At 29.3% G+C, this 20266-nt stretch carries 17 protein-coding genes and 1 tRNA gene; 16 read left to right on the top strand and 2 right to left on the bottom strand.

Annotated elements, in window-relative coordinates; translation table 11 throughout:
- Positions 1–4: 4 nt before the first annotated feature.
- The 4 genes from BM384_RS07790 (at position 5) to BM384_RS07780 (ending at position 1548) form a co-directional block, all read left to right on the top strand.
- A tRNA-Ala gene (locus BM384_RS07790) sits at positions 5–80 on the top strand.
- A 309-nt stretch (positions 81–389) separates the two neighbouring features.
- A complete protein-coding gene (locus BM384_RS17625; protein ID WP_175537315.1) occupies positions 390–536 on the top strand; it encodes a hypothetical protein in 147 nt (48 codons plus the stop codon).
- A gap of 88 nt (positions 537–624) precedes the next feature.
- Positions 625–1068, top strand: coding sequence for a hypothetical protein (locus BM384_RS07785; RefSeq protein ID WP_090012645.1), 444 nt, complete (start codon positions 625–627; stop codon positions 1066–1068).
- A gap of 21 nt (positions 1069–1089) precedes the next feature.
- Complete coding sequence (locus BM384_RS07780) at positions 1090–1548, top strand: VanZ family protein (RefSeq protein WP_090012643.1); 459 nt, start codon at positions 1090–1092, stop codon at positions 1546–1548.
- Positions 1549–1566: 18 nt separating this feature from the next.
- On the opposite strand, the gene BM384_RS07775 is transcribed toward BM384_RS07780, so the two are convergent.
- Entirely contained in the window at positions 1567–2940 is a 1374-nt protein-coding gene (locus tag BM384_RS07775; protein ID WP_090012641.1) for a DUF2334 domain-containing protein, read from the bottom strand.
- Positions 2941–3134: 194 nt separating this feature from the next.
- Between BM384_RS07775 and BM384_RS07770 the strand changes: the two genes are divergently transcribed.
- From BM384_RS07770 to BM384_RS07725, 10 genes are all read left to right on the top strand, one after another.
- Positions 3135–4652 (top strand): glycan biosynthesis hexose transferase WsfD, encoded by a 1518-nt coding sequence (locus BM384_RS07770; protein ID WP_090012639.1) that lies wholly within the window; start codon positions 3135–3137, stop codon positions 4650–4652.
- Positions 4653–4656: 4 nt separating this feature from the next.
- Positions 4657–6507 (top strand): LTA synthase family protein, encoded by a 1851-nt coding sequence (locus BM384_RS07765; RefSeq protein WP_090012637.1) that lies wholly within the window; start codon positions 4657–4659, stop codon positions 6505–6507.
- A gap of 20 nt (positions 6508–6527) precedes the next feature.
- Positions 6528–7496 carry a glycosyltransferase family 2 protein gene (locus BM384_RS07760; protein WP_090012635.1) on the top strand — a complete coding sequence of 323 codons (969 nt, stop codon included), beginning with the start codon at positions 6528–6530 and terminating at the stop codon, positions 7494–7496.
- Position 7497: 1 nt separating this feature from the next.
- Complete coding sequence (locus BM384_RS07755; protein WP_090012633.1) at positions 7498–7902, top strand: GtrA family protein; 405 nt, start codon at positions 7498–7500, stop codon at positions 7900–7902.
- A gap of 243 nt (positions 7903–8145) precedes the next feature.
- Positions 8146–10242: an elongation factor G gene (fusA, locus tag BM384_RS07750; protein ID WP_090012631.1), complete on the top strand. Its 2097-nt coding sequence runs from the start codon at positions 8146–8148 to the stop codon at positions 10240–10242.
- Between the two features lie 348 nt (positions 10243–10590).
- Entirely contained in the window at positions 10591–10827 is a 237-nt protein-coding gene (locus BM384_RS07745) for a hypothetical protein (protein ID WP_090012629.1), read from the top strand.
- A gap of 81 nt (positions 10828–10908) precedes the next feature.
- On the top strand, positions 10909–11865 hold the full coding sequence (locus tag BM384_RS07740; protein ID WP_090012627.1) for an ROK family protein: 957 nt from the start codon (positions 10909–10911) through the stop codon (positions 11863–11865).
- A gap of 84 nt (positions 11866–11949) precedes the next feature.
- Positions 11950–12564 carry a histidine phosphatase family protein gene (locus tag BM384_RS07735; protein ID WP_090012625.1) on the top strand — a complete coding sequence of 205 codons (615 nt, stop codon included), beginning with the start codon at positions 11950–11952 and terminating at the stop codon, positions 12562–12564.
- 37 nt (positions 12565–12601) lie between these two features.
- Entirely contained in the window at positions 12602–13849 is a 1248-nt protein-coding gene (locus tag BM384_RS07730) for a competence/damage-inducible protein A (protein WP_090012624.1), read from the top strand.
- Positions 13850–14008: 159 nt separating this feature from the next.
- A complete protein-coding gene (locus BM384_RS07725; RefSeq protein WP_090012623.1) occupies positions 14009–14959 on the top strand; it encodes a CPBP family intramembrane glutamic endopeptidase in 951 nt (316 codons plus the stop codon).
- Between the two features lie 118 nt (positions 14960–15077).
- On the opposite strand, the gene BM384_RS07720 is transcribed toward BM384_RS07725, so the two are convergent.
- On the bottom strand, positions 15078–15527 hold the full coding sequence (locus BM384_RS07720) for a hypothetical protein (protein WP_090012621.1): 450 nt from the start codon (positions 15525–15527) through the stop codon (positions 15078–15080).
- A 207-nt stretch (positions 15528–15734) separates the two neighbouring features.
- On the opposite strand from BM384_RS07720, the gene BM384_RS07715 reads away from it, so the two are divergent.
- Together BM384_RS07715 and BM384_RS07710 are read left to right on the top strand one after the other, a co-directional pair.
- The gene (locus tag BM384_RS07715) at positions 15735–16634 is read left to right on the top strand and encodes a metallophosphoesterase (RefSeq protein WP_090012619.1); all 900 of its coding nucleotides are present in this window, start codon (positions 15735–15737) and stop codon (positions 16632–16634) included.
- A gap of 202 nt (positions 16635–16836) precedes the next feature.
- Positions 16837–20067 carry a fibronectin type III domain-containing protein gene (locus BM384_RS07710; protein ID WP_090012618.1) on the top strand — a complete coding sequence of 1077 codons (3231 nt, stop codon included), beginning with the start codon at positions 16837–16839 and terminating at the stop codon, positions 20065–20067.
- The last annotated feature ends 199 nt before the right edge of the window (positions 20068–20266 follow it).

Below are 20266 nucleotides of genomic sequence, written 5' to 3'. Positions count from 1 at the left end.
TTATGGGGGTATAGCTCAGTTGGGAGAGCACCTGCCTTGCACGCAGGGGGTCAAGAGTTCGAATCTCTTTATCTCCACCATATATATAAAGCTATGAAGCTAATTCATAGCTTTATTTTTTTATTTTAAAGAACTTTAATAACATAGATTCTTTTTAAAATAATTTGATTTTTGTAATAGTTATTTGTATAAAAAATGTAGTATAGAGTTAAAAAATGCCGAAAGTTATAATAAAATAGAAACAGATAAATATGTACAATATAACATAAATTTTATATAATCTATATTATAGGTTATATAAAATCATATTTGGTTGGTTAATAATCTTTAATTCAGGATACAGTTTATTTTATAAGGAAAAAGATCCTTAAAGAATGGAGAGTGCTTTTGTGCGTAGTATAGAAGAATTAGAAAAAGAGCTAAAAGAATTAAAATTAGAAAAGAGAAGAATCTTATTAGCTGGAAAGAAAACTGAAGAAATTGATGTAAAAATACAAGCGATAGAATTGGAAATAGAGAATATTACTCAACAATAAACAGATAATTGATTAGTAATAAAAAAAAGTATGTTAGCATATAAAAAGATAGAATAAATCTTTTTTTATAATAAAGGGGTGCTAATATATGGTTAGGACAGTAGTTTGTCAAAAAGAGGGTTGCTGTGGAAATACTTTTTATATAGAAACAGTAGATAACAATCTTCAAGCTACATGCAAAGATTGTGGTAGCAAATATTTATTTGATGTTAGTTATTATGACTTTACTATAATTTCTAGCTGCTCTGTTTGTAATAATGATGCATTCAAGTTATTTAAGGATGTAGAGAAAGAAGGAATATATGCAAAGTGTACTAAATGTGGAGGTGCGCCAGAAAAGGTGTATATTGATTCAGATGGAGTACAAGTTTCCTATGAAGCGAAATTATTGCAAGATATAAAGGAATTAATGTATAGAGTAGATCAAAGAGTTTGTAATTTAGAAATGAAAGTAGAATCTTTAGAACGAGCTCAGAATTTATTAGAGGAATCATTAGCGTATATAAATAAGTATATTGTAGAAAAACAATAAAAGGTGAGAAGTTGATAAAAAATGAAAAACAATACGAAAAAAATATTAAGATGGATTTTCCTTATTGTATGGGTGATGTTTATATTTATAATGTCACAAACGCCAGGAAATGAATCTAGTGAACAAAGTAAATTAGTATTAATAGTTTTTTCATACTTAGGTATAGATTTAAATAGTATTTTTGGTGATTTAGCTACTTTTATTATTAGAAAAGGTGCTCATTTTACTGAATATTTTATATTGTATATATTAGTCTTTAGAGTTTTAAATATGTATTATTCAAAGAAGAAATCCTTAATTATGGGAGTCTTATGTGTCTTCTTATATGCATGCTCAGATGAATTCCATCAGTATTTTATACCTGGAAGAGTAGCAGCATTTAAAGATGTTTTAATTGATACATCAGGAGGGATTTTTGCTTCTTTAATTACTGCTATAATAGGCAGTAAAAAAAATAGAGAAAGTATTATTTATAAGTAATAATACTTTCTCTATTTTTTATTTTTTAAAATCAGTTACATATATAGGTACATAGTTATTATCTTTTATTGATTTAACAATTTTACATAAAGGTGATGAAGTATCATAGTCAACTTGTATTTTTGATTCCGATATAGATACATTAATAAATTGTAATTCTAGAGCAGGATGATAAAATAAACTAGCCAATTCGTTTGGTCTTGGTGATTTTAACCCCTTCTCTATTTTTGAAGTATCTAAATTTGCTACATAATCTAATGGTGTTGGTATATATAGATTATCATCATGTTTTTCAAGTTCATTATATTCTAATATATTTTTCGGTTCATATAAAAATTGAAAATATTCTTCGATAATCTTTTTTTGTTTGCGTGAAGCTTTATAATGAGGACTTTCAAAGAAAGAGCAAGGTATATTTAAACTTGCAGCAGAATCTATTGCATTTTCAATTACCTTTCTAGTATCTTCTTCAGAATTATTATATTTATATGATAACTCTATACCATTAAGGCTTGTATCATCTCCATATTGATGAGTATAGCCGTGAAGACCAATTTCAGCTCCACAATTAATGAAATAATCAAGAGTATCTATAAAGCCAACATTCTCTAATGTATTGTTTGTAAGTAAATCATTATCGATGTTATTAGAAGGAGATATAAATCTAGGAACCCAAGCTACGTGAAACTTTATTGCATTATCTTTTAAAAGCTTTCCAATACATTTATATTTTAATTGATTTTCAGCATTTAAAGCACCATAACCTGCAGAAAAGTCTTCAAGTCTTAATAATGCAGCCTTTCCATTAGTAGGAATTTCTGATATTCCTATTTTAGAATTATCTAATTCTTCTAAAAGTGATATTTCTTTGTTATCAAAATCAAATGTAGCAGTAAGGTTGAATAAGTATTCTATGTCTGAAATAGAAATACATAATTCATTATTTTTATTTAATAATTTTCCTCTTAAATCATAAACTTGTCCATTTAAAAAACAGCTATTATTATAAAAAACAATTGTGTTTACACCATTCTCTAGAACAATTTTATCGTTCTCTTTTATAGTATTATAGTTTACTTGTGCTGATACTAAATTTAGAGGTATGTAATATCTTAATGATTTTTCATAAATAGAGTCTGATGGAATATCTGCACCTAATATTTTTACTTTAATATCATCAGATATCTTAGAGACAGGAAGATCATCAAAATTTACCTTTGAAGTATACACAGATTTAAAATCATCATCTACTTTGTACTTTGAAGAAACAATATTATCATCTACATATACATTTCCTTGAAAGAAACTAAAGTAAAATAAAATTCCATAAAATAAAGCAATAGAACAAATAATAGCTATGATAACTGATATATTTTTTTTAAGTCTCTTCATTGAAAAAAATCTCCTAAATTGAAAATAAGTTATATATTTATTATATCATATATGGAAAAGTAAAAAATATATGAACATATAGAATATTAAAGTAATAATTAAGATATTTTTTATAAAATGTATAAATAAATACTGTAGAATAATGGTATAATAAAAAATAGTGTTTTTAAATTAAATAATGGAGGAGTTTCTTAATGAATTTTAAGGAAAACATCAAAAAAAACAAAGGAAAATTATCCTTAAGTTTGTTTATTATTTTAGCAGTTTCCATTGTTGTATATGTAATTTTTAAGTCACCTATTCAAGGGGTTGCCGATCAAGGAGACTTTGATAGAGTTATGTCTGCAGCAGGGCTGTCATTATTAGATTCTGACACTGCTAATCCAGACTTTGTGAGATTTTATGACTATATTGTTACAGATTATAAAATTTCACCTAATATATTTACTGTCTTTACAACCATAGCTGGATCTAGTATTGGATATTTAATAGGAATAATAAATATAATATGTAAGCTACTATGGAGTGATGTATTTAAGACTGAATACTTGGCAATTGCATATAGTATACTATATATTTTTGGGATAGTTCTTTTGTTAAAAAATTTAAAGTTAGATAGCAGGATGAAATATCTGTTTGCAGGAATTTCATTTTTATTTGTATTTTTTGATGGAAACTATTTAATGTGGTTCAATAGTTTATATGGCGAGCCTATGATGATAAGTACAACTATACTACTTATAGCAGCATATTTAAGTTATATAAACTACAAATATGAAGGTGAGGATCAAGGAAAATTATTAAAAAGAATTTACTTTGTTTTCGTTTGTGCGTTCTTATTTTTAGGATCAAAAATGCAAGTTTTAACTGCACTACCATTTGTAATTATACTTTTAGGAAAAATGCTTTGGGAAAATAAATCTGCTTTTGATAAGAAAACTATGAGAAAACTTATGATTATTTTTGCAATAGTAGTTATATATCCTTTAGAGATAAGCGTAACTAATGGAAACATAAGCAAAGATACTCAGTATAATTCTGTATTTTATGGAGTACTATATGATTCAGATACTCCAGAGCAAGATTTAATAGATATGGGATTAAATCCTGACATGGCAATAGAAGCAGGAAAACATTCTTATTTAGATGAAGATGAATACGTTAAATATGTTCCTAGAACAGAGATTACGGAAGAAGAGTTCTATAGTAAAATGGGAAATTCTAAGCTAGCTAAATTTTATTTAACACATCCTTTAAGATTGATAAAAGGTATGGAGTATTCAGCTAGTAAAGCCTTTATCACTAGTACTTCACTTGGGAAAACTTCAAGAGATTATAGTGAAGAATCTATAACTGAGCTTAGTAGATTTACTACCTGGTCTGAATTTAGAGAAAACAATCTTCCAGCTAATTTATGGTTCATAGTAGGTGTATATTTAGTAATGTTCCTATTTTCTTTATGGAAGTTAATTAAAAATAAGGAAGATAAAAAATTAGTAAGTAAAATCATTCTTATGTGGTGTGTAATGCTTATTGGAGCCGTGCAATTCCCTATGCCTTTAGTTGGTAATGGGCATGCAGATACTGCAAAGCAATTATATTTATTTAATTTTATTTTTGATATAATGCTTTTAATATGTGCAAATTATATATTTGATAAAATTGTTAATTTGTGCAAAAATGCTTTTGATAAAAAAGGAGTAAGGATTTAATACTATGAACAAATTAAAAAATTTTATTATAAATTTTGGTTTAGATGTAGTAGCTTTAGTTAAGAAAATCTTTAAAACTGATATAAGCAGATTACGTTTTGAAACAGTAACTGCTCTCCTTATAAAGACGGTTTTATTTATGACATTAGTTAAAGTAAGTGATGCAGTTACACTAAAATTTATAAATATTAACATTAAATATGCATTTATTTATGCTGCTTTCATATTGTTATTTTATTCATTTGGATACCTTCTATCAAAGAATAAACAAATAGTATTTTTAATAGGGTACAATGCGTTATATAGTGCGATGCTTATTGTTGATTTATGGTATTACAGAGTTAATAGAGATGTTTATGGATTAAAGAATATACTTTATCCTGGGACCTTTAATGTAATGAAAGGGTCATTAATTAATTTTAATATTATTGATGTTGTTTTTATTATAGATATAGTGCTAGTAGTATTATGGATTGCTATTAAAAAGGTTAATAATAATGAAGAAAGAAGCAAAAGAAAGTTTAGTTTTACATTTAGATATTCTATCATAGTAATATTGCTTTCATACGTAGCTTTAGACATTATTGGATTAGGAGAGTGGTGCGATAAGATAACAAAGAGTGGCTGGTATTACGAAATGACAGCTAATGCACCAGGTCCTATGGGATATCATATTGTAGAAGCAGGAAAAACTTTAGGAAAGAAAGTTAAGGCTTCAAGTGAGAGAAATGATGAAGCAATTAATGAGTGGATTAGTAATAATAATGAAAATTTAGAGGATAATGAATATAGTGGAATTTTAAAAGGAAAAAATGTTATATTTCTTCAAATTGAATCATTAGAGAACTTTGTAATTAATAAGACTGCAAATGGTCAAGAAATAACACCATTTCTTAATAAACTTACAAAGGAAGGTTTATACTTTAGTAATTTTTATGAACAAAATAATGCAGGTAATAGTATAGACTGTGACTTTTTAGTTAATACATCAGTCTTTCCTTTAGGAGATGAAATTACAGCTCTTAATTATGGAGTTAATACTTATTCAAATTCCTTACCTAAAATACTTGAAAGTGAAGGGTATACAACAATAAGTACCCATGCAGAAGAACCAGGAGAATTTAACTGGAGTGAAATACATAGAAATTCTTTTGATTCTGAAACTCTTTGGAGTATAAGGGATTATAAATATGAAGAAACTGTTGGGTATGGACTTTCAGATAAAAGTTTTTTAAGACAGATTGCTGAGAAGGTAGAAAATGAAGATAAACCATTCTTTATACAGGCGCCAACCTTATCAAGTCATGGACCTTTTAATATTGATAAAAAATATAGAGAATTAAATCTTCCAAAAGAAATAGATGAAAATTATTTGGGAGGATACTTTGAAAGTGTTCACTATACAGATAAGCAAATTGAAATGTTCTTTAATATGCTTCAAGAAGAGGGATTATTAGACAACACTGTAGTGGTTATTTATGGAGACCATACTGGTGTACATAAGTATTATAATGACTCTATTCAGGAATTATCTTATGAAGGTGACTGGTGGAAAGAAGTAGACCATAAGATTCCGCTAATAATATATTCAAAAGATATGCCAAATAAAGAAATTACAGCTCATGGAGGACAAGTTGATTTAATTCCAACTGTAAGTTATTTATTAGGTGTTGATAAAGAAAAATATATAAATACATCAATGGGAAGAAATTTAGTTAATACTAATAGAGATGCAACTGCAATTAAAGGTAATGAGATTGTGGGAAATGTATCTAGTGAAGAAGAAAAAGAGCATTTGCTTAATGCTTATGGAATTGGCTCACAGATAATAAAGAAAGATTACTTTTCAAAATAATTTTAGAGGTGAAAAAATTTATGAAAGAAACATTATATCTAGTTATACCTTGCTACAATGAAGAAGAGGTACTACATGAAACATCAAAAAGACTTCTAGAGAAGATTACCAGCATGATGGACAAGAACATTATAAAAAGAGACAGTAAAATATTGTTCGTAAATGATGGGTCGAAAGATAAGACTTGGAGCATAATTGAAGAGCTTCATGAGTCTAATGAAATTTTTAGTGGAGTAAATCTTTCAAGAAATAAAGGACACCAAAATGCTCTTCTTGCAGGACTTATGACAGCTAAGGAGTATGCAGATATGACTATATCATTAGATGCAGACCTTCAAGATGATGTAGATGTTATTGATAAGTTTGTTGAAGAATATTATAACGGTAGTGATATTGTTTATGGTGTTAGATCATCAAGAAAAACAGATACTTTCTTTAAGAGAAATACAGCTTTAGCATTTTATAAACTTATGACTCTTTTAGGAGCAGATACAGTTTATAATCATGCAGATTATAGACTTATGAGTAAGAGAGCTTTAGAAGGATTAAGTGAATTTAAAGAAGTTAACTTATTCTTAAGAGGATTAGTTCCTATGATAGGATATAAAAGTTCAGTTGTTGAATATGAACGTCATGAAAGATTTGCAGGTGAGTCAAAATATCCACTTAAAAAGATGATTGCATTTGCATTAGATGGAATAACATCCTTAAGTATTAAACCAATAGGATTGATAACTGGATTAGGGTTCTTTATATTCTTAGTAAGCTTTGTTGCTTTAATTTATTCATTAATAGCTAAATTTACTGGAAATGCAGTAAGTGGTTGGACTTCATTAACAGTATCTATATGGATGCTTGGAGGAATTCAATTATTATCTTTAGGAGTAATTGGTGAATATATAGGAAAGATATATAATGAAACAAAACAAAGACCTAGATTTATTATTGCAGATACATTAATTAAGAATTCTGATTCTGAGGAGCAATGAAATGAATAATTCTATAATATATAAGTTTACAAAGACCTTCTTTACAAAACAATTTATAACTTTTGTACTTATTGGAGTTGTTAATACTTTTAGTACAACAATATTAGCTACTGTATATTCAAACTTTATTAATGCTAATTTAGCATTTGATTTAGGATATGCATCAGGAATAGTCATTTCATATTTATTAAATAGTTTTGTAACATTTAAAGAGAAGCTTGCTTTTGTAAGATTTATAAAGTTTGCAATATCTAATATACCTAACTTTATAATTCAAAGAATAGTAGTCGCTATTGTACTTGGTATTTTTGGTCTACCAAGTTTTGTGGCTTATGGATTAGCTGCTATTATAGGGGTACCTGTAACATTTTTAATAATGAAATTATTTGCGTTTAAAAAGAAATAAAAGGATTAAATATACGCTGGCATTTGCCAGCGTTATTTTTTTAGGGGGAAGAAGTATACATAATATGCAGATAAGCAGGTAAAAATAAGAATATTAAAGCAATTTTGAAAAAGTTATAAGACTATTTTCAAAGAAAAACACATAAAAATTATAAAGGGCAGCTTAAGAAGATATACCACAGATTGTTCGGGAAGGCAGGTGAAAGTCAAAACTTAAAATATTTTAAGGGTTTGACAGTATATTATGAAAGACTATTCTATAAGTAATTTAAGAAATGTAGGAATTATGGGGCATAGTTCTACAGGAAAAACTTCATTAACAGAGGCATTACTATTTTCTTCAGGATTAACTGAAAGATTAGGAAATATAGAAGAGGGAAATACTATTTCAGATTTTGATCAAGAAGAGAAAAAAAGAAAAATATCAATAGGAGCATCAATAGTTCCCCTTGAATGGCAGAAGGTAAAAATTAATTTAGTTGATATTCCAGGAGACTTTGATTTTGTTGGAGAAAGTATTGAAGCTATGAGAGCAGTAGATGTTGCCAGCATTGTTGTGTGTGGAGCGACTGGAGTTCAAGTTGGTACTGAAAAAGCTTGGGAATATTGTAATAAGATTAAACTTCCAAGAACCTTTTTTATAAATAAACTTGATAGAGAAAATTCAAATTTTGATAATGTTTTAAAAGAGTTAAAAGAGAGTTTTGGAATAAGTGTAGTTCCTATTCAATATCCTATAGGTTCTGAAAACGATTTTAAGGGCGTTATAAATATAATCACAAAGAAAGCAAGAGTATATAATCCAAAAACTAAAAAGATGGAAACCCAAGAGGTTCCAGAGGAGCTTGTTGAAAAGATTGATGAATGCAAGAGAATGATTACTGAAGCTGTTGCAGAAAATGATGAAAATTTATTAGAAAAATATTTTAATGAAGGAGAATTATCTGATTTTGAAATATATGAAGGACTAATTAATGGATGTGCTTCTGGAGATATTGCACCTGTAATGTGTGGTTCTTCATTAAAGGTAATAGGAATGGATGCCCTTCTAAGTGGAATTGTAGAATGTTTCCCATCACCTAAACATGCACTAAGTCAAAAGGCCGTAAGATTAGATAATAATGAGGAGATTTCTGTTAAGTTAGATCAAGAAAAACCTTTCTCAGCATTAGTTTTTAAAACAATAGCAGATCCTTTTGTAGGAAAGATTTCTTTATTTAGAGTTATGACAGGAGAACTAACAAGTGATATAAGTGTTGTTAATTCAAATAAAGATAAGCTTGAAAAGTTAAATCATATATTCTTTGTAAGGGGTAAATCTCAAATCCCTTCAAATAAAATTGTAGCTGGTGATATTGGAGCAGTTGCTAAATTACAATATACATCCACAGGAGATACATTATGTGATTGCAGCTTTAAAGTTACTTATGACAAGATGAATTTTCCAGAACCAGTAATGTCCATGGCAGTACTTCCTAAGAGCAAAGGTGATGAAGATAAGATATCATTATCTTTAAATAAGTTATTAGATGAAGATCCTGTATTTACAATAACAAGAGACTTAGAAAATGCTGAAACTATTATTTCAGGGCTTGGAGAAACTCATCTTGATGTAATAGCAAGTAAGCTTAAAAATAAATTTGGTGTAGAGGTTATGCTTAGAGAACCTAAAATACCTTATAGAGAAACTGTAGTAGGCAAAGCTGATGTACAAGGAAAACATAAGAAACAATCTGGCGGTCATGGACAATATGGTGATGTTAAGATTATATTTGAACCAAGAAATAATGGAGAGAAGGATTTAGAATTTGTTGATAAGGTAGTTGGAGGAGCTGTTCCTAGAAACTTTATTCCTGCAGTAGAAAAAGGATTAAGAGACTGTATTAAACATGGGGTACTAGCTGGATATCCTGTAATAGGATTAAAAGCAACTCTTCACGATGGTTCTTATCACCCTGTAGATTCTTCAGAAATGGCATTTAAGGTAGCTGCCTCAATTGCATATAAGAAGGGCTTAGAACAAGCAAAATCAATTTTATTAGAGCCTGTAATGCATATGGAGATTATTATTCCAGATGAATATATGGGAGATGTAATTGGTGATTTAAATAAGAAACGTGGAAAAGTTTTAGGTATGGAACCTGAAGGAAAGTATCAAAAACTAATTGCAGAAGCACCAATGTCAGAGCTATTTAAGTATGCTACTGATTTAAGATCTATTACTCAGGCAAAAGGAAGCTTTACTATGAATCTTGATAAGTATGAAGAAGTTCCTCCAGCAGAAGCATTGAAGATTATAGAAAAGAATAAAGAGTTAAAAGAATTAAAGAATGAAGCATAAAATAAAGAGGGTATAGATTTATACCCTTTTTTAACGCATAGGAAAGTTTTAAATTTCTTTGACAGCGAACACTGATTATTGCAAGCTTTTTGGTATGTAAGTTGTCCAATGCGTTAAAAACAAAAATATAGTGCCGCAAAAGAACCAAAAAGCAAAATAATTAAATGTATTTTAAGATGAATTTATTCTGCTTTTAGAACCTTTTGACAGGCTTTACAAAGTTGCTTTCTGCGCTGAAAAGCGTGGCATCAGCTACTTTGTTCTCATGAAAAACATGAAAGATATGTATATAAAGGGAATAGGCTGAGAAAAATAAGCTCAGAGAATGAATTTTTGGGAGGATAGTTAATGTCAGATTACAGAATGGATATTGATGGCAGTATAGGATTAAGTGATTATAGTAATATTCATGATTATCTTGGGGTTGTAGACATAGATGATAACTTTACTATAACCTTGAATAATAACGGGAATACTGAAATAAATATTATTAATTCTATTTTAAAAAATAATTGTTTCTGTATTTGGAAAGAGGAATATGATAATGAAGGAACTTATCACATTTACGCATATAAATTAAAATAATTTCCATATTATACTTTATTTTTCATATAATACAACTTACAATAATAGTGTAGATATTTATTGCGTGTTGAGGAGGTTTATATGAAAAAATATGTTATTGGAATAGACTTAGGTGGAACAAAAATAAGTACTGCTTTATCTGATTTTGATGGAAATATTATTAGTAATATAGTAGTTCCAACTAATGCAGTTGAGGGAGAAATGCCTGTATTAAATAGAATAATAGGAACTATTGAAGAAGTGCTATCAAAGGCTAATGTAAAAACTACTGATGTAGAATCAATAGGAATAGGTTCACCAGGACCACTTAATTCAAATACAGGGATTATAATTACAACACCAAATCTTCCATTTAAGAACTTTAATGTTACATCACCAATTAAAGAAAGATTTGACATACCTGTATACTTAGATAATGATGCTAATGTAGCTACAATTGGTGAATTTATGTTTGGAGCAGGAAAAGGAAAGAAGAATGTAGTGTTCTTTACAGTAAGTACTGGAGTTGGAGGTGGCGCCATAGTTAATGGTAACATCTATAGAGGAAGTACTTGCAATGCTCTAGAAATTGGACATACAACAGTAGCTCCAAATGGTCCAAGATGTAATTGTGGAAATATTGGATGTCTTGAAGCTGTTTCATCAGGTACGGCTATAGGAAGAAGAGGACAAGAAGCTGTTAGCACTAATGTAGAAACTTCATTAAAGCAGTATGATAAAATTACTTCATATGAAGTATTCTTAGAAGCAGGAAAAGGTGATGAAGTTGCTAAGGAGATAAGAGATGAAGCTTTAGATTACTTAGGAATTGGTGTAGCAAATGCAGTATCGATTTTTGACCCAGAAATGGTTATAATAGGGGGAGGGGTAACTCAAGTTGGCGATATTCTATTTAACAGAGTAAGAGAAGTTGTTAAGAAGAGATGCTTCAAAGTAATGTCAGAGAACTGTGAAGTTGTACCAGCAGGACTTGGAACTAATGCTGGTGTTGTTGGAGCAGTTGCCTTAGCAATATTAGAAAGTAAGAATAATCAATAGAAAATAAAAATAATATTTATATAAATATAAAGAAGGGGTCTATTGTAATTATTACATGACCCTTTTTTAAATGGAGGAATTTCAATGACAACAGTATATATCACAAGACACGGTCAAACTATTTGGAACATTGACTATAGACTACAAGGACAAAAAAATTCAGATCTTACTGAGAAGGGAATAAATCAAGCTAAGCTTCTTAATAAGAGAATGAAAGACGTACATATAGATCGTATTTATTCAAGTCCATTAAAAAGGACAATGGAAACAGCTAAGATTATACGTGGAGATAGAGATATAGAGATAATTGAAGAAGAAGGCCTTAAGGAATTAAGTTTTGGAGACTATGAAGGAAGAACTAGGGAAGAACTTAAATCAGAAGGTAAGGGAAAAGAAATTGACGGTATATTTAATTATGAAGAGGATGCTAAAGCTCCAAATGGGGAATCTTTAAAAGAATTATATAAAAGGACAAGCATGGCTCTAGATAAAATATTAGAAAAAGAAAAAGGGAAGACTATTTTTATAGTTACACATGGTGCTGCTCTTTTAGCTATATATAAATATTTCAGTAAAGATAATAAATACTATCCAGAAGTAATGGGACAAACTTCTTTAACAAAGGTAATTGATAGTGGAGAAGGTTTTGAGTTTGAATACATAAATGATAAAAAGCATCTAGAAGGAGCTATGTTATAATTTTAAATAATAATTATTATAAGGGAGTGATATTTAAATGAGAGCTGAATTAATTGCAGTAGGAACAGAAATATTATTAGGTGATATAGTTAACACTAATGCACAGTTTTTATCTAAAGAATTAGCGTCTATAGGAATAGGCGTTTATAATCAAGAAGTTGTAGGAGACAATGAAGAAAGATTATTTGATGCTTTTGACACTGCCTTAAAGAGAAGCGATATTGTAATTACTACAGGAGGGCTTGGACCAACAGGAGATGATTTAACTAAAGAAACAGCATGTAAATACTTTGGAATGGAAATGGAGCTTCATAAAAAATCTTATGATGAATTAGTAAATATATTTAATAAAACAGGTAAAGAGCTTACTAAAAATAATTTGAAGCAGGCATATTTTCCAAAGGAAGCTATAGTTTTAGATAATCCTAATGGAACAGCACCTGGAGCTATATTAGAAAAGAATAATAAAGTTATTATAATCTTACCTGGACCTCCAAGAGAGATGAAACCTATGTATATGAATTATGTAAAACCATATTTGAGTATAAAGGGAAATGGAGTAATTAAGTCAGAAACAATAAGGCTTTTAGGTGTTACTGAAAGTATGGCGGCAGAAAAATTAAAAGATTTAATGGTTTCAGGTATTAATCCAACAGTTGCACCATATGCTAAAGAAGAGGATATTATATTTAGAATAACAGCTAAAGCTGAAACTGAAGAAGAAGCAGCAAGATTAATTAAGCCTATAAAAGAAATAATAAAAGATAGGTTTGGAATCAATTGCTATGCAGAAGGTGAAGATGTAAAAATTGAGGATGTAGTAGGAGACTTATTAATTAATAAGAAGCTTACAATTTCCACAGCAGAATCTTGTACCGGAGGAATGATAGCTGCAAGACTTATTAACTATCCAGGTATATCAGAAGCTTTCTTAGAAGGTGCTGTAACATATTCTAATGAAGCTAAAATGAGAACTTTAAAGGTTAAGGAAGAAACTTTAGCAGCAGTTGGAGCAGTAAGTGAAGAAACAGCAAGAGAAATGGCTCTTGGAATAGCTAAAAGAACAGGTTCAGATATTTCTGTAGTTACAACAGGGATAGCAGGCCCTGGAGGTGGAACTAAAGAAAAGCCAGTTGGACTTGTATATATAGGAGTTTATTATAAGGGAAAAGTAAAAGCATATAGACATGTATTTACAGGAAATAGACAAGAAGTTAGAACTAAGGCTGCTGTTGAAGCATTAGATAAGGTAAGAAGAGCTATATTAGAAGATAATATAGGTTAAAAAAGAATCAATCCCACTTAAATAAATTAAGAGGGATTGAAACGTATATAAATAAAATGGGGGAGAGGCGATTATAAAAGCATCTCGCTTCATTAATAAATATTCCCATATTATTTATAAAATATACAGCATAATGAAAATTTAAGGAGAAAAATTTTAATGAAAAAAATATGTAAGAACGATTTATATAGAAGTAACATATATTTCTTGCTTATACTATTAGGTTCAATCTTTATTCCTTTTGTATTGGCATATGTATTTTACTTTGCAGGTATCAGAGACACAAGAATAAAATTAGTTCTTAGTCATATAATTCTTTTTTTAGTTCCAGCAGTTATTTATTTTATAGTAACTAAAAAAAGTGTTAAGAAGACTTTGAGATTAAATAAATTACATATTGAGGATATAGGAGTGATACTACTTATAGCAGTCTTGATGTATCCACTAATGACATGTACAGCTTTAATTAGTTCTTTATTTGTTCATAATAATATTGGAGATTATATGACATCTATATCATCAACACCATATGTAGTTATGATATTATTATTTGGAGTTATGCCAGCTATAACAGAGGAAGTAACCTTAAGAGGTATTGTACTTTCAGGATATAATAATCAATCCAAGTTTAAAGCAGCATTAGTTACAGGAATATTTTTTGGAATATTTCACTTAGATCTTCATCAGTTTTTATATGCTAGTGTATTAGGATTTGTAATGGCATACTTAGTAAGAGTAACAAATAGCATTTTTTCATCAATGATTGTACATTTTACAGTTAATTCTATGTCTGTTACAATGCAAAAAATAGCTTCACTTAGTACTAGTACTGTAACAGAAGCTTCTGATAGCATTGATTTAACTGCTCTATCCTTTGATCAAAAAATGATGTATATAAATGTAGCAGTAATAGTTGGAATATGTATATTTGGTCTTATATTTAAGTTACTTAAAATGCTTGAAAGATGGGATTATGAAAGAAAGTTAGTATATGGAATGCCTTTAAGTGAGGAAGGTTATAGAGGAAATAGTGAAAAGGAAAGTATTATAAATATACCACTAATACTTATTATAGTTGTTTATGTAATAGCTATGTTTATATTTAAATGATAATAAGGGTGATGTATAAAAGGTATTTTGATACATCACCCTATTTTTAACTCCTGAGAATTTTATAGGGTAGATAAAAGTGACTTCCTGCGCTAAAAAGCATGAGGTTAGACGCTTTTTATATACCTTCACTATCTTCATGAATAATTGATACATCTAAATTATCACAATAAAACATATTAAAATTGTCTTTTTTAACCCATCCATGACAGTTTATATTTGAATCAGAAGGTATACGTATATAGACCCAGCTTATATCATCTATAATACATTCATCAATTATATTTGCTTCTACTTTTGAAGTAGTAGAGCTAATTACAGAGGAATTCATTAAAGGAGCTATAAATATTTTTATATTATCATTTAGAAGTCCTGAGGAATTTTCAGGAGAAGAGAAGTTAATGCGGATATTTTTCTTTTTATTTATGCTTAGTTCCTTTTTTAATTTTTCATTATATTTACTAATTAAAAGCAATTTATGCTTTAGTTTAGATATTTCATTAGAAAAGTATAGGTATAGACAGTAAATAGATACAGCAGCAATTATGAGTAATAAGATAAATTTCATGGTTATTTCTCCTTAATAAGTACATATATTAATATATTTAATAGAATGTTAAAAAAGTACATATGGTTTAGAGCTTACCTAAATTAATGTTACAGAATAATATATAATATACGATTTTAAAGAGCTGCAAAAGGGATATGGATAGTAACAGTGGGGAGAAAAAAGGAATATAAATAGATAGGAAAGATAAATAAGGAGTAGAATTAAATGAGCTTTAAGAAAAAGATAACAAAGCTTTTTAATGATGCTGAAATAGTAGAGTTTGATAGTAAATCTAAATTTGTTATTATGAGCGATTGTCATCGAGGGGATGGAGGATTATCAGATGGATTTTCAAGAAATCAAGATATATACTTTTTTGCCCTAAATCATTATTACAATGATGGATTTACTTATATAGAACTAGGTGATGGAGATGAGCTTTGGGAGAATAAGAAAGCTTCTGACATAATAGAAAATTACAGCAATATATTCTGGCTTTTATCAGAGTTTAGAAAGGATAATAGATTATATTGTATCTTTGGAAATCATGATAAGGTTAAAAAAGATAGAAAATATGTTAATGCCAATTTTAGCAGCTTTTTTGATCGTTCTAAGAATGAAGAAGTACCCTTATTTAAGAATATGAAGTTTCATGAGGCACTTGTTCTAAAATACAAGTATACTGAAAATAAAATATTATTGCTCCATGGACATCAAGGAGATTTTTTTAATGATGAAGCATGGCTTTTCACACGTTTTTTAGTAAGATATTTATGGAAGACACTAGAAAAATATAGGGTGAATGATCCCACAAGTACAGCAAAAAATCACAAGAAAAAAAGAGTAGTTGAAAAGAAATTTAGTCAGTGGATTGAAGAGAATAAGTGTTTAGTTATTACTGGACATACTCATAGACCAATGTTTCCTGAAGTAGGGGAGATTCCTTATTTTAATGATGGAAGCTGTGTTCATCCTAGATGTATTACAGCTATTGAAATTAAAAATGGAAATATAGAACTTGTTAAATGGTGTTTAGCAGCAAGACAAGATGGGGTGTTATATATAAAAAGAACATCTCTTGAAGGATCAAAGAATATAAATAGCTATTTTTATAAAAATGAATAATTTATTTTAAATATTGGTTTGAGTAAAAATTAACCAATATTTTTTTGCGCAAATGAATAAAAATGAAAAAATTAGGATAAATTCAAAAAAACATAAGCTTAATAATAAAATTTGAAATAAACCGTTTACAAAAGTTCGAAAAAGGAATAAAATTAACTTGTATACTAATTCGGAAAAAATAAGAATATTAGGGGGAATAATCATGAAAAAGAAAATGTTGAGTGTTTTACTTGCTACAGCTATGGCACTTGGAACAATTAGTACAATAGATACAGCTGTATACGCTGTAGATGGTGCTGTTAATACCGCTACAAGTGCACCAGTAAATTTACAGGTTCCAAACTTAGCTTATGATGATGATAGCATAACTTTAATTTGGGAAAAGGGGCAAAACTACGAAAATATAGTAGATTATAATGTATACCAAAATGGAAAGCTTGTAGGAACTGCAAAACAAAACTTTGCTGAAAACTCTAAGTTTACTAATGCATATATAGATGCTTTTTATGCTAAAGATACTAACAATGAACATACCAAAATTCAAAATTTATCTTTTAAAGCAACAGGTTTAAACCCAGATACTGAATATACATTTACAGTAAAAGGTGTTCTTGCAAATGGAACTGAAACAGAAGCAAGTAATACTGTAGTTCAAAAGACTACTCCTAAGAAACAAGAATTTAACATACTAGATTATGGTGCTAAGGATACAGGGAGAATTATAGATTATAAGGGAAGAGAAGCTGAAATAAAAGCTAATACTAAGGCTATCCAAAGTGCAATTGATGCTTGTGCAGAAGGTGGAAAAGTTGTAATCCCAGCAGGTACATATACATCAGGTTCTTTATGGCTTAAGAGCAATATTACAATAGAACTTCAAAAGGGAGCTGTACTTTCAGGTTCTACTAATGCAGATGATTATGAACAAAATTATTTATTAAGAAACTACTCAACAGATAGAAGAACATGGGGATTATTAAATGCCTTTACTGAAGATGGCTCTATAGAAAACATCAGAATAGTTGGTGAAGGTATTATAGATGGTAATGGATGGAAATATGATAATAATGGTACATTTACAACTGAACCAAGCTATCAAGAAAAGGATGAATTAGATCCAGCTGGTGCTGAATATAACTTACCAGTTTATGCATATGGAAGTAACTCAAAAGTTTATAATAAAGATGATGAAAGTAAGAGCTATGGATTACTTGCAGCTGATGCATGTAAGAAAGCTCAAGAACAAGGATATACATTAGCTCAAGCTTATTCAACAAGACCAACACTTATGATTATGAAAGGTGTTGAAGGTGTTTATTTAGAAGATATAACAGTTACTAACCCAGCATTCCATGGAATGTCATTTGGAGAATGTAACAACCTTGTTGTTAACTCAATAAAAGACTTTACTTTTGGAAATAACAATGGTGATGGTATTGGAATAGATTCTACAAGTAACTGTCTAGTATTTAACTCAACATTTGATACTGGAGATGATGCTATAAACTTTGCATCAGGACTTGGTGCATTATCATCATATAATGATCCAGCAGAAAATGTTAGAATTTTTAACAACTTCGTTAGACAATCACATGGTGGAATAATTGCTGCAGGAAGCCATACAGGAGCAGGAATTAAAAATATTCTTGCTGAAGATAATGTTTCAAATCATTCAGATACTCCATTTAGATTTAAGAGTGCACCAGTTAACGGTGGTGGAGTTAGCGATGTTTTAATAAGAGATAATGCAGTGGCAAACCCTAATAGTCAGGCATTTATGTTTACAACAAAATATAATGATCCAAATCAAATATTAGCCTTTGAAGCTTCAGAAGCTGTTGCTAAATTTGAAAATATAAGCATTAAGAATGTAACTGTATCAACACATACAACAGCTGATCCAATTAAAGTTGAAGGTGCTATTACAGATGGACATAATAACATTGATTTTGATAATGTTAAATTTATGAACTTCCAAAAAGGTAACTCAATTACAGGATTAAGCAATTCAACATTTGATGATGTAGTATTTATAGGTTCTACTCCTGAAAATCAATGGAAAGTTAGTGATAGCAAAAATCTAAAATTCACAGGTACAACAGAAGAAAAAGATTCTGTTAAAGATGCTAAGGAAGGTCCTGCATGGACAGAAAATCCAAGTGTAACAGGCAATGATGTTACAGCACAATCTGTAAAATTATCATGGAGTGCTGCAAAAGATAATGTAGCAGTTAAAAATTACATTGTAAAAACTTATGTGGGTAATGATTTAGCTGATACACAAATAGTTGGAAATGTTACAGAATACACTGAGACAGGTTTAATGCCAGGAGTAGCATACAAGTTTGTAGTTGAGGCAGAAGATGCAACAGGAAACAGAACTGATAATGGACCAAACATTACTGTTACTACATCAAGTGAGGATAATTTTGTAGGAATTAAAGCGCCAGCTGATACTAATATAACTGTTAAGGATACAGGATATACATGGACATCTGTTTACTTTAACCCATGTACTGGAGATAACGTAAGAAAATACGAAATCTATGCTAATGGAGAAAAAGTAAAAGAACTACTAAATGCTTCAGAACAAAATGGAATGATTAAGAATGGATTAGTTCAAGCAAGTATTGGTAAGTTAAAGCAAGGAACTGAAAATATAATAACTGTTAAAGCTTTAGATGATAAAGGAAATACAATTGAATATACTAAAGCAATAGCAAAAACTTGGGATAAGTTTGATGATGAAGCTCCTTCATGGGCAAAGAGTTCAGAGCTTAAAGCTGTAGTTGATGGAAATAGTGTTAAGTTAAGCTGGAGTGCTGCTACTGATGATAATGCTATATTAGGATATAGAGTATATGTTAATGGAAAGGTTCAAGGTGAAGGTGAATTCAACCAAGCTAATAGAACGCTTACAACAACAGACACAAGTTATGAAATTAAAGATTTAGAACCTGGTACTTATACATTCAAGGTTGAAGCAGGAGATACTTGGTGGAGATCTGCATCTACAGAAGTAGGTATAGCTGCACCAACTAATTGGAGTGGACAAGGACCAATAGCAACAGTAGAAATTAAGGCACCATCAACAGATGCGGAAGAAGATACTAATAAGAAGGATGAAACTACTGACAATGTATCAGGAGATAATAATAATTCATCTACAGAAGGTAACAAAGAAGATAATAATGCTTCAGTAGAAGATAGCAAAGATAACACTAATAAAGAAAATGAAACTACTGGTAATGCATCAGAAGATAATAATACTTCAGTAAAAGATAGTAAAGATGCTTCAAATACTACTAAGAAATCTTCAAAGAAAGCTTCTGCTAAGACAGGTGATAAGGTACTAAAAGCTGTAGCTGGAATCGCAGCACTTATGATAGTTAGTATTGGAGGCATGTTCTTAAGCAAAAAGAAAGAAGATTAATAAATAGCCAATTCATAAAACCAAATTCATAGATAAAAAATCACCATATTTAAAATGTGGTGATTTTTTGCTTTTAAAAGATTATAATATTCATAATAAAATTTATTTAGGAGGAAGTCTATAGTTAATAAAAAGGTGTACAAATGTGTTTGAAAATGTTAATATGTACCCGAGAGGTGAGATTAACATGAATAAACAT

The organism is Clostridium sp. DSM 8431 (assembly GCF_900116755.1).
In the GTDB taxonomy this organism is placed as follows: Bacteria; Bacillota; Clostridia; order Clostridiales; family Clostridiaceae; genus Clostridium.
This window is presented reverse-complemented; position numbering and strand designations above follow the sequence as displayed.

Bases quoted from the DNA above. Each gene is read 5' to 3' on its own strand.
- BM384_RS07785 (WP_090012645.1), top strand. From the start codon at position 625: ATGGTTAGGACAGTAGTTTGTCAAAAAGAGGGTTGCTGTGGAAATACT.
- BM384_RS07780 (WP_090012643.1), top strand. From the start codon at position 1,090: ATGAAAAACAATACGAAAAAAATATTAAGATGGATTTTCCTTATTGTA.
- BM384_RS07775 (WP_090012641.1), bottom strand. From the start codon at position 2,940: ATGAAGAGACTTAAAAAAAATATATCAGTTATCATAGCTATTATTTGT.
- BM384_RS07770 (WP_090012639.1), top strand. From the start codon at position 3,135: ATGAATTTTAAGGAAAACATCAAAAAAAACAAAGGAAAATTATCCTTA.
- BM384_RS07765 (WP_090012637.1), top strand. From the start codon at position 4,657: ATGAACAAATTAAAAAATTTTATTATAAATTTTGGTTTAGATGTAGTA.
- BM384_RS07760 (WP_090012635.1), top strand. From the start codon at position 6,528: ATGAAAGAAACATTATATCTAGTTATACCTTGCTACAATGAAGAAGAG.
- BM384_RS07755 (WP_090012633.1), top strand. From the start codon at position 7,498: ATGAATAATTCTATAATATATAAGTTTACAAAGACCTTCTTTACAAAA.
- fusA (WP_090012631.1), top strand. From the start codon at position 8,146: ATGAAAGACTATTCTATAAGTAATTTAAGAAATGTAGGAATTATGGGG.
- BM384_RS07745 (WP_090012629.1), top strand. From the start codon at position 10,591: ATGTCAGATTACAGAATGGATATTGATGGCAGTATAGGATTAAGTGAT.
- BM384_RS07740 (WP_090012627.1), top strand. From the start codon at position 10,909: ATGAAAAAATATGTTATTGGAATAGACTTAGGTGGAACAAAAATAAGT.
- BM384_RS07735 (WP_090012625.1), top strand. From the start codon at position 11,950: ATGACAACAGTATATATCACAAGACACGGTCAAACTATTTGGAACATT.
- BM384_RS07730 (WP_090012624.1), top strand. From the start codon at position 12,602: ATGAGAGCTGAATTAATTGCAGTAGGAACAGAAATATTATTAGGTGAT.
- BM384_RS07725 (WP_090012623.1), top strand. From the start codon at position 14,009: ATGAAAAAAATATGTAAGAACGATTTATATAGAAGTAACATATATTTC.
- BM384_RS07720 (WP_090012621.1), bottom strand. From the start codon at position 15,527: ATGAAATTTATCTTATTACTCATAATTGCTGCTGTATCTATTTACTGT.
- BM384_RS07715 (WP_090012619.1), top strand. From the start codon at position 15,735: ATGAGCTTTAAGAAAAAGATAACAAAGCTTTTTAATGATGCTGAAATA.
- BM384_RS07710 (WP_090012618.1), top strand. From the start codon at position 16,837: ATGAAAAAGAAAATGTTGAGTGTTTTACTTGCTACAGCTATGGCACTT.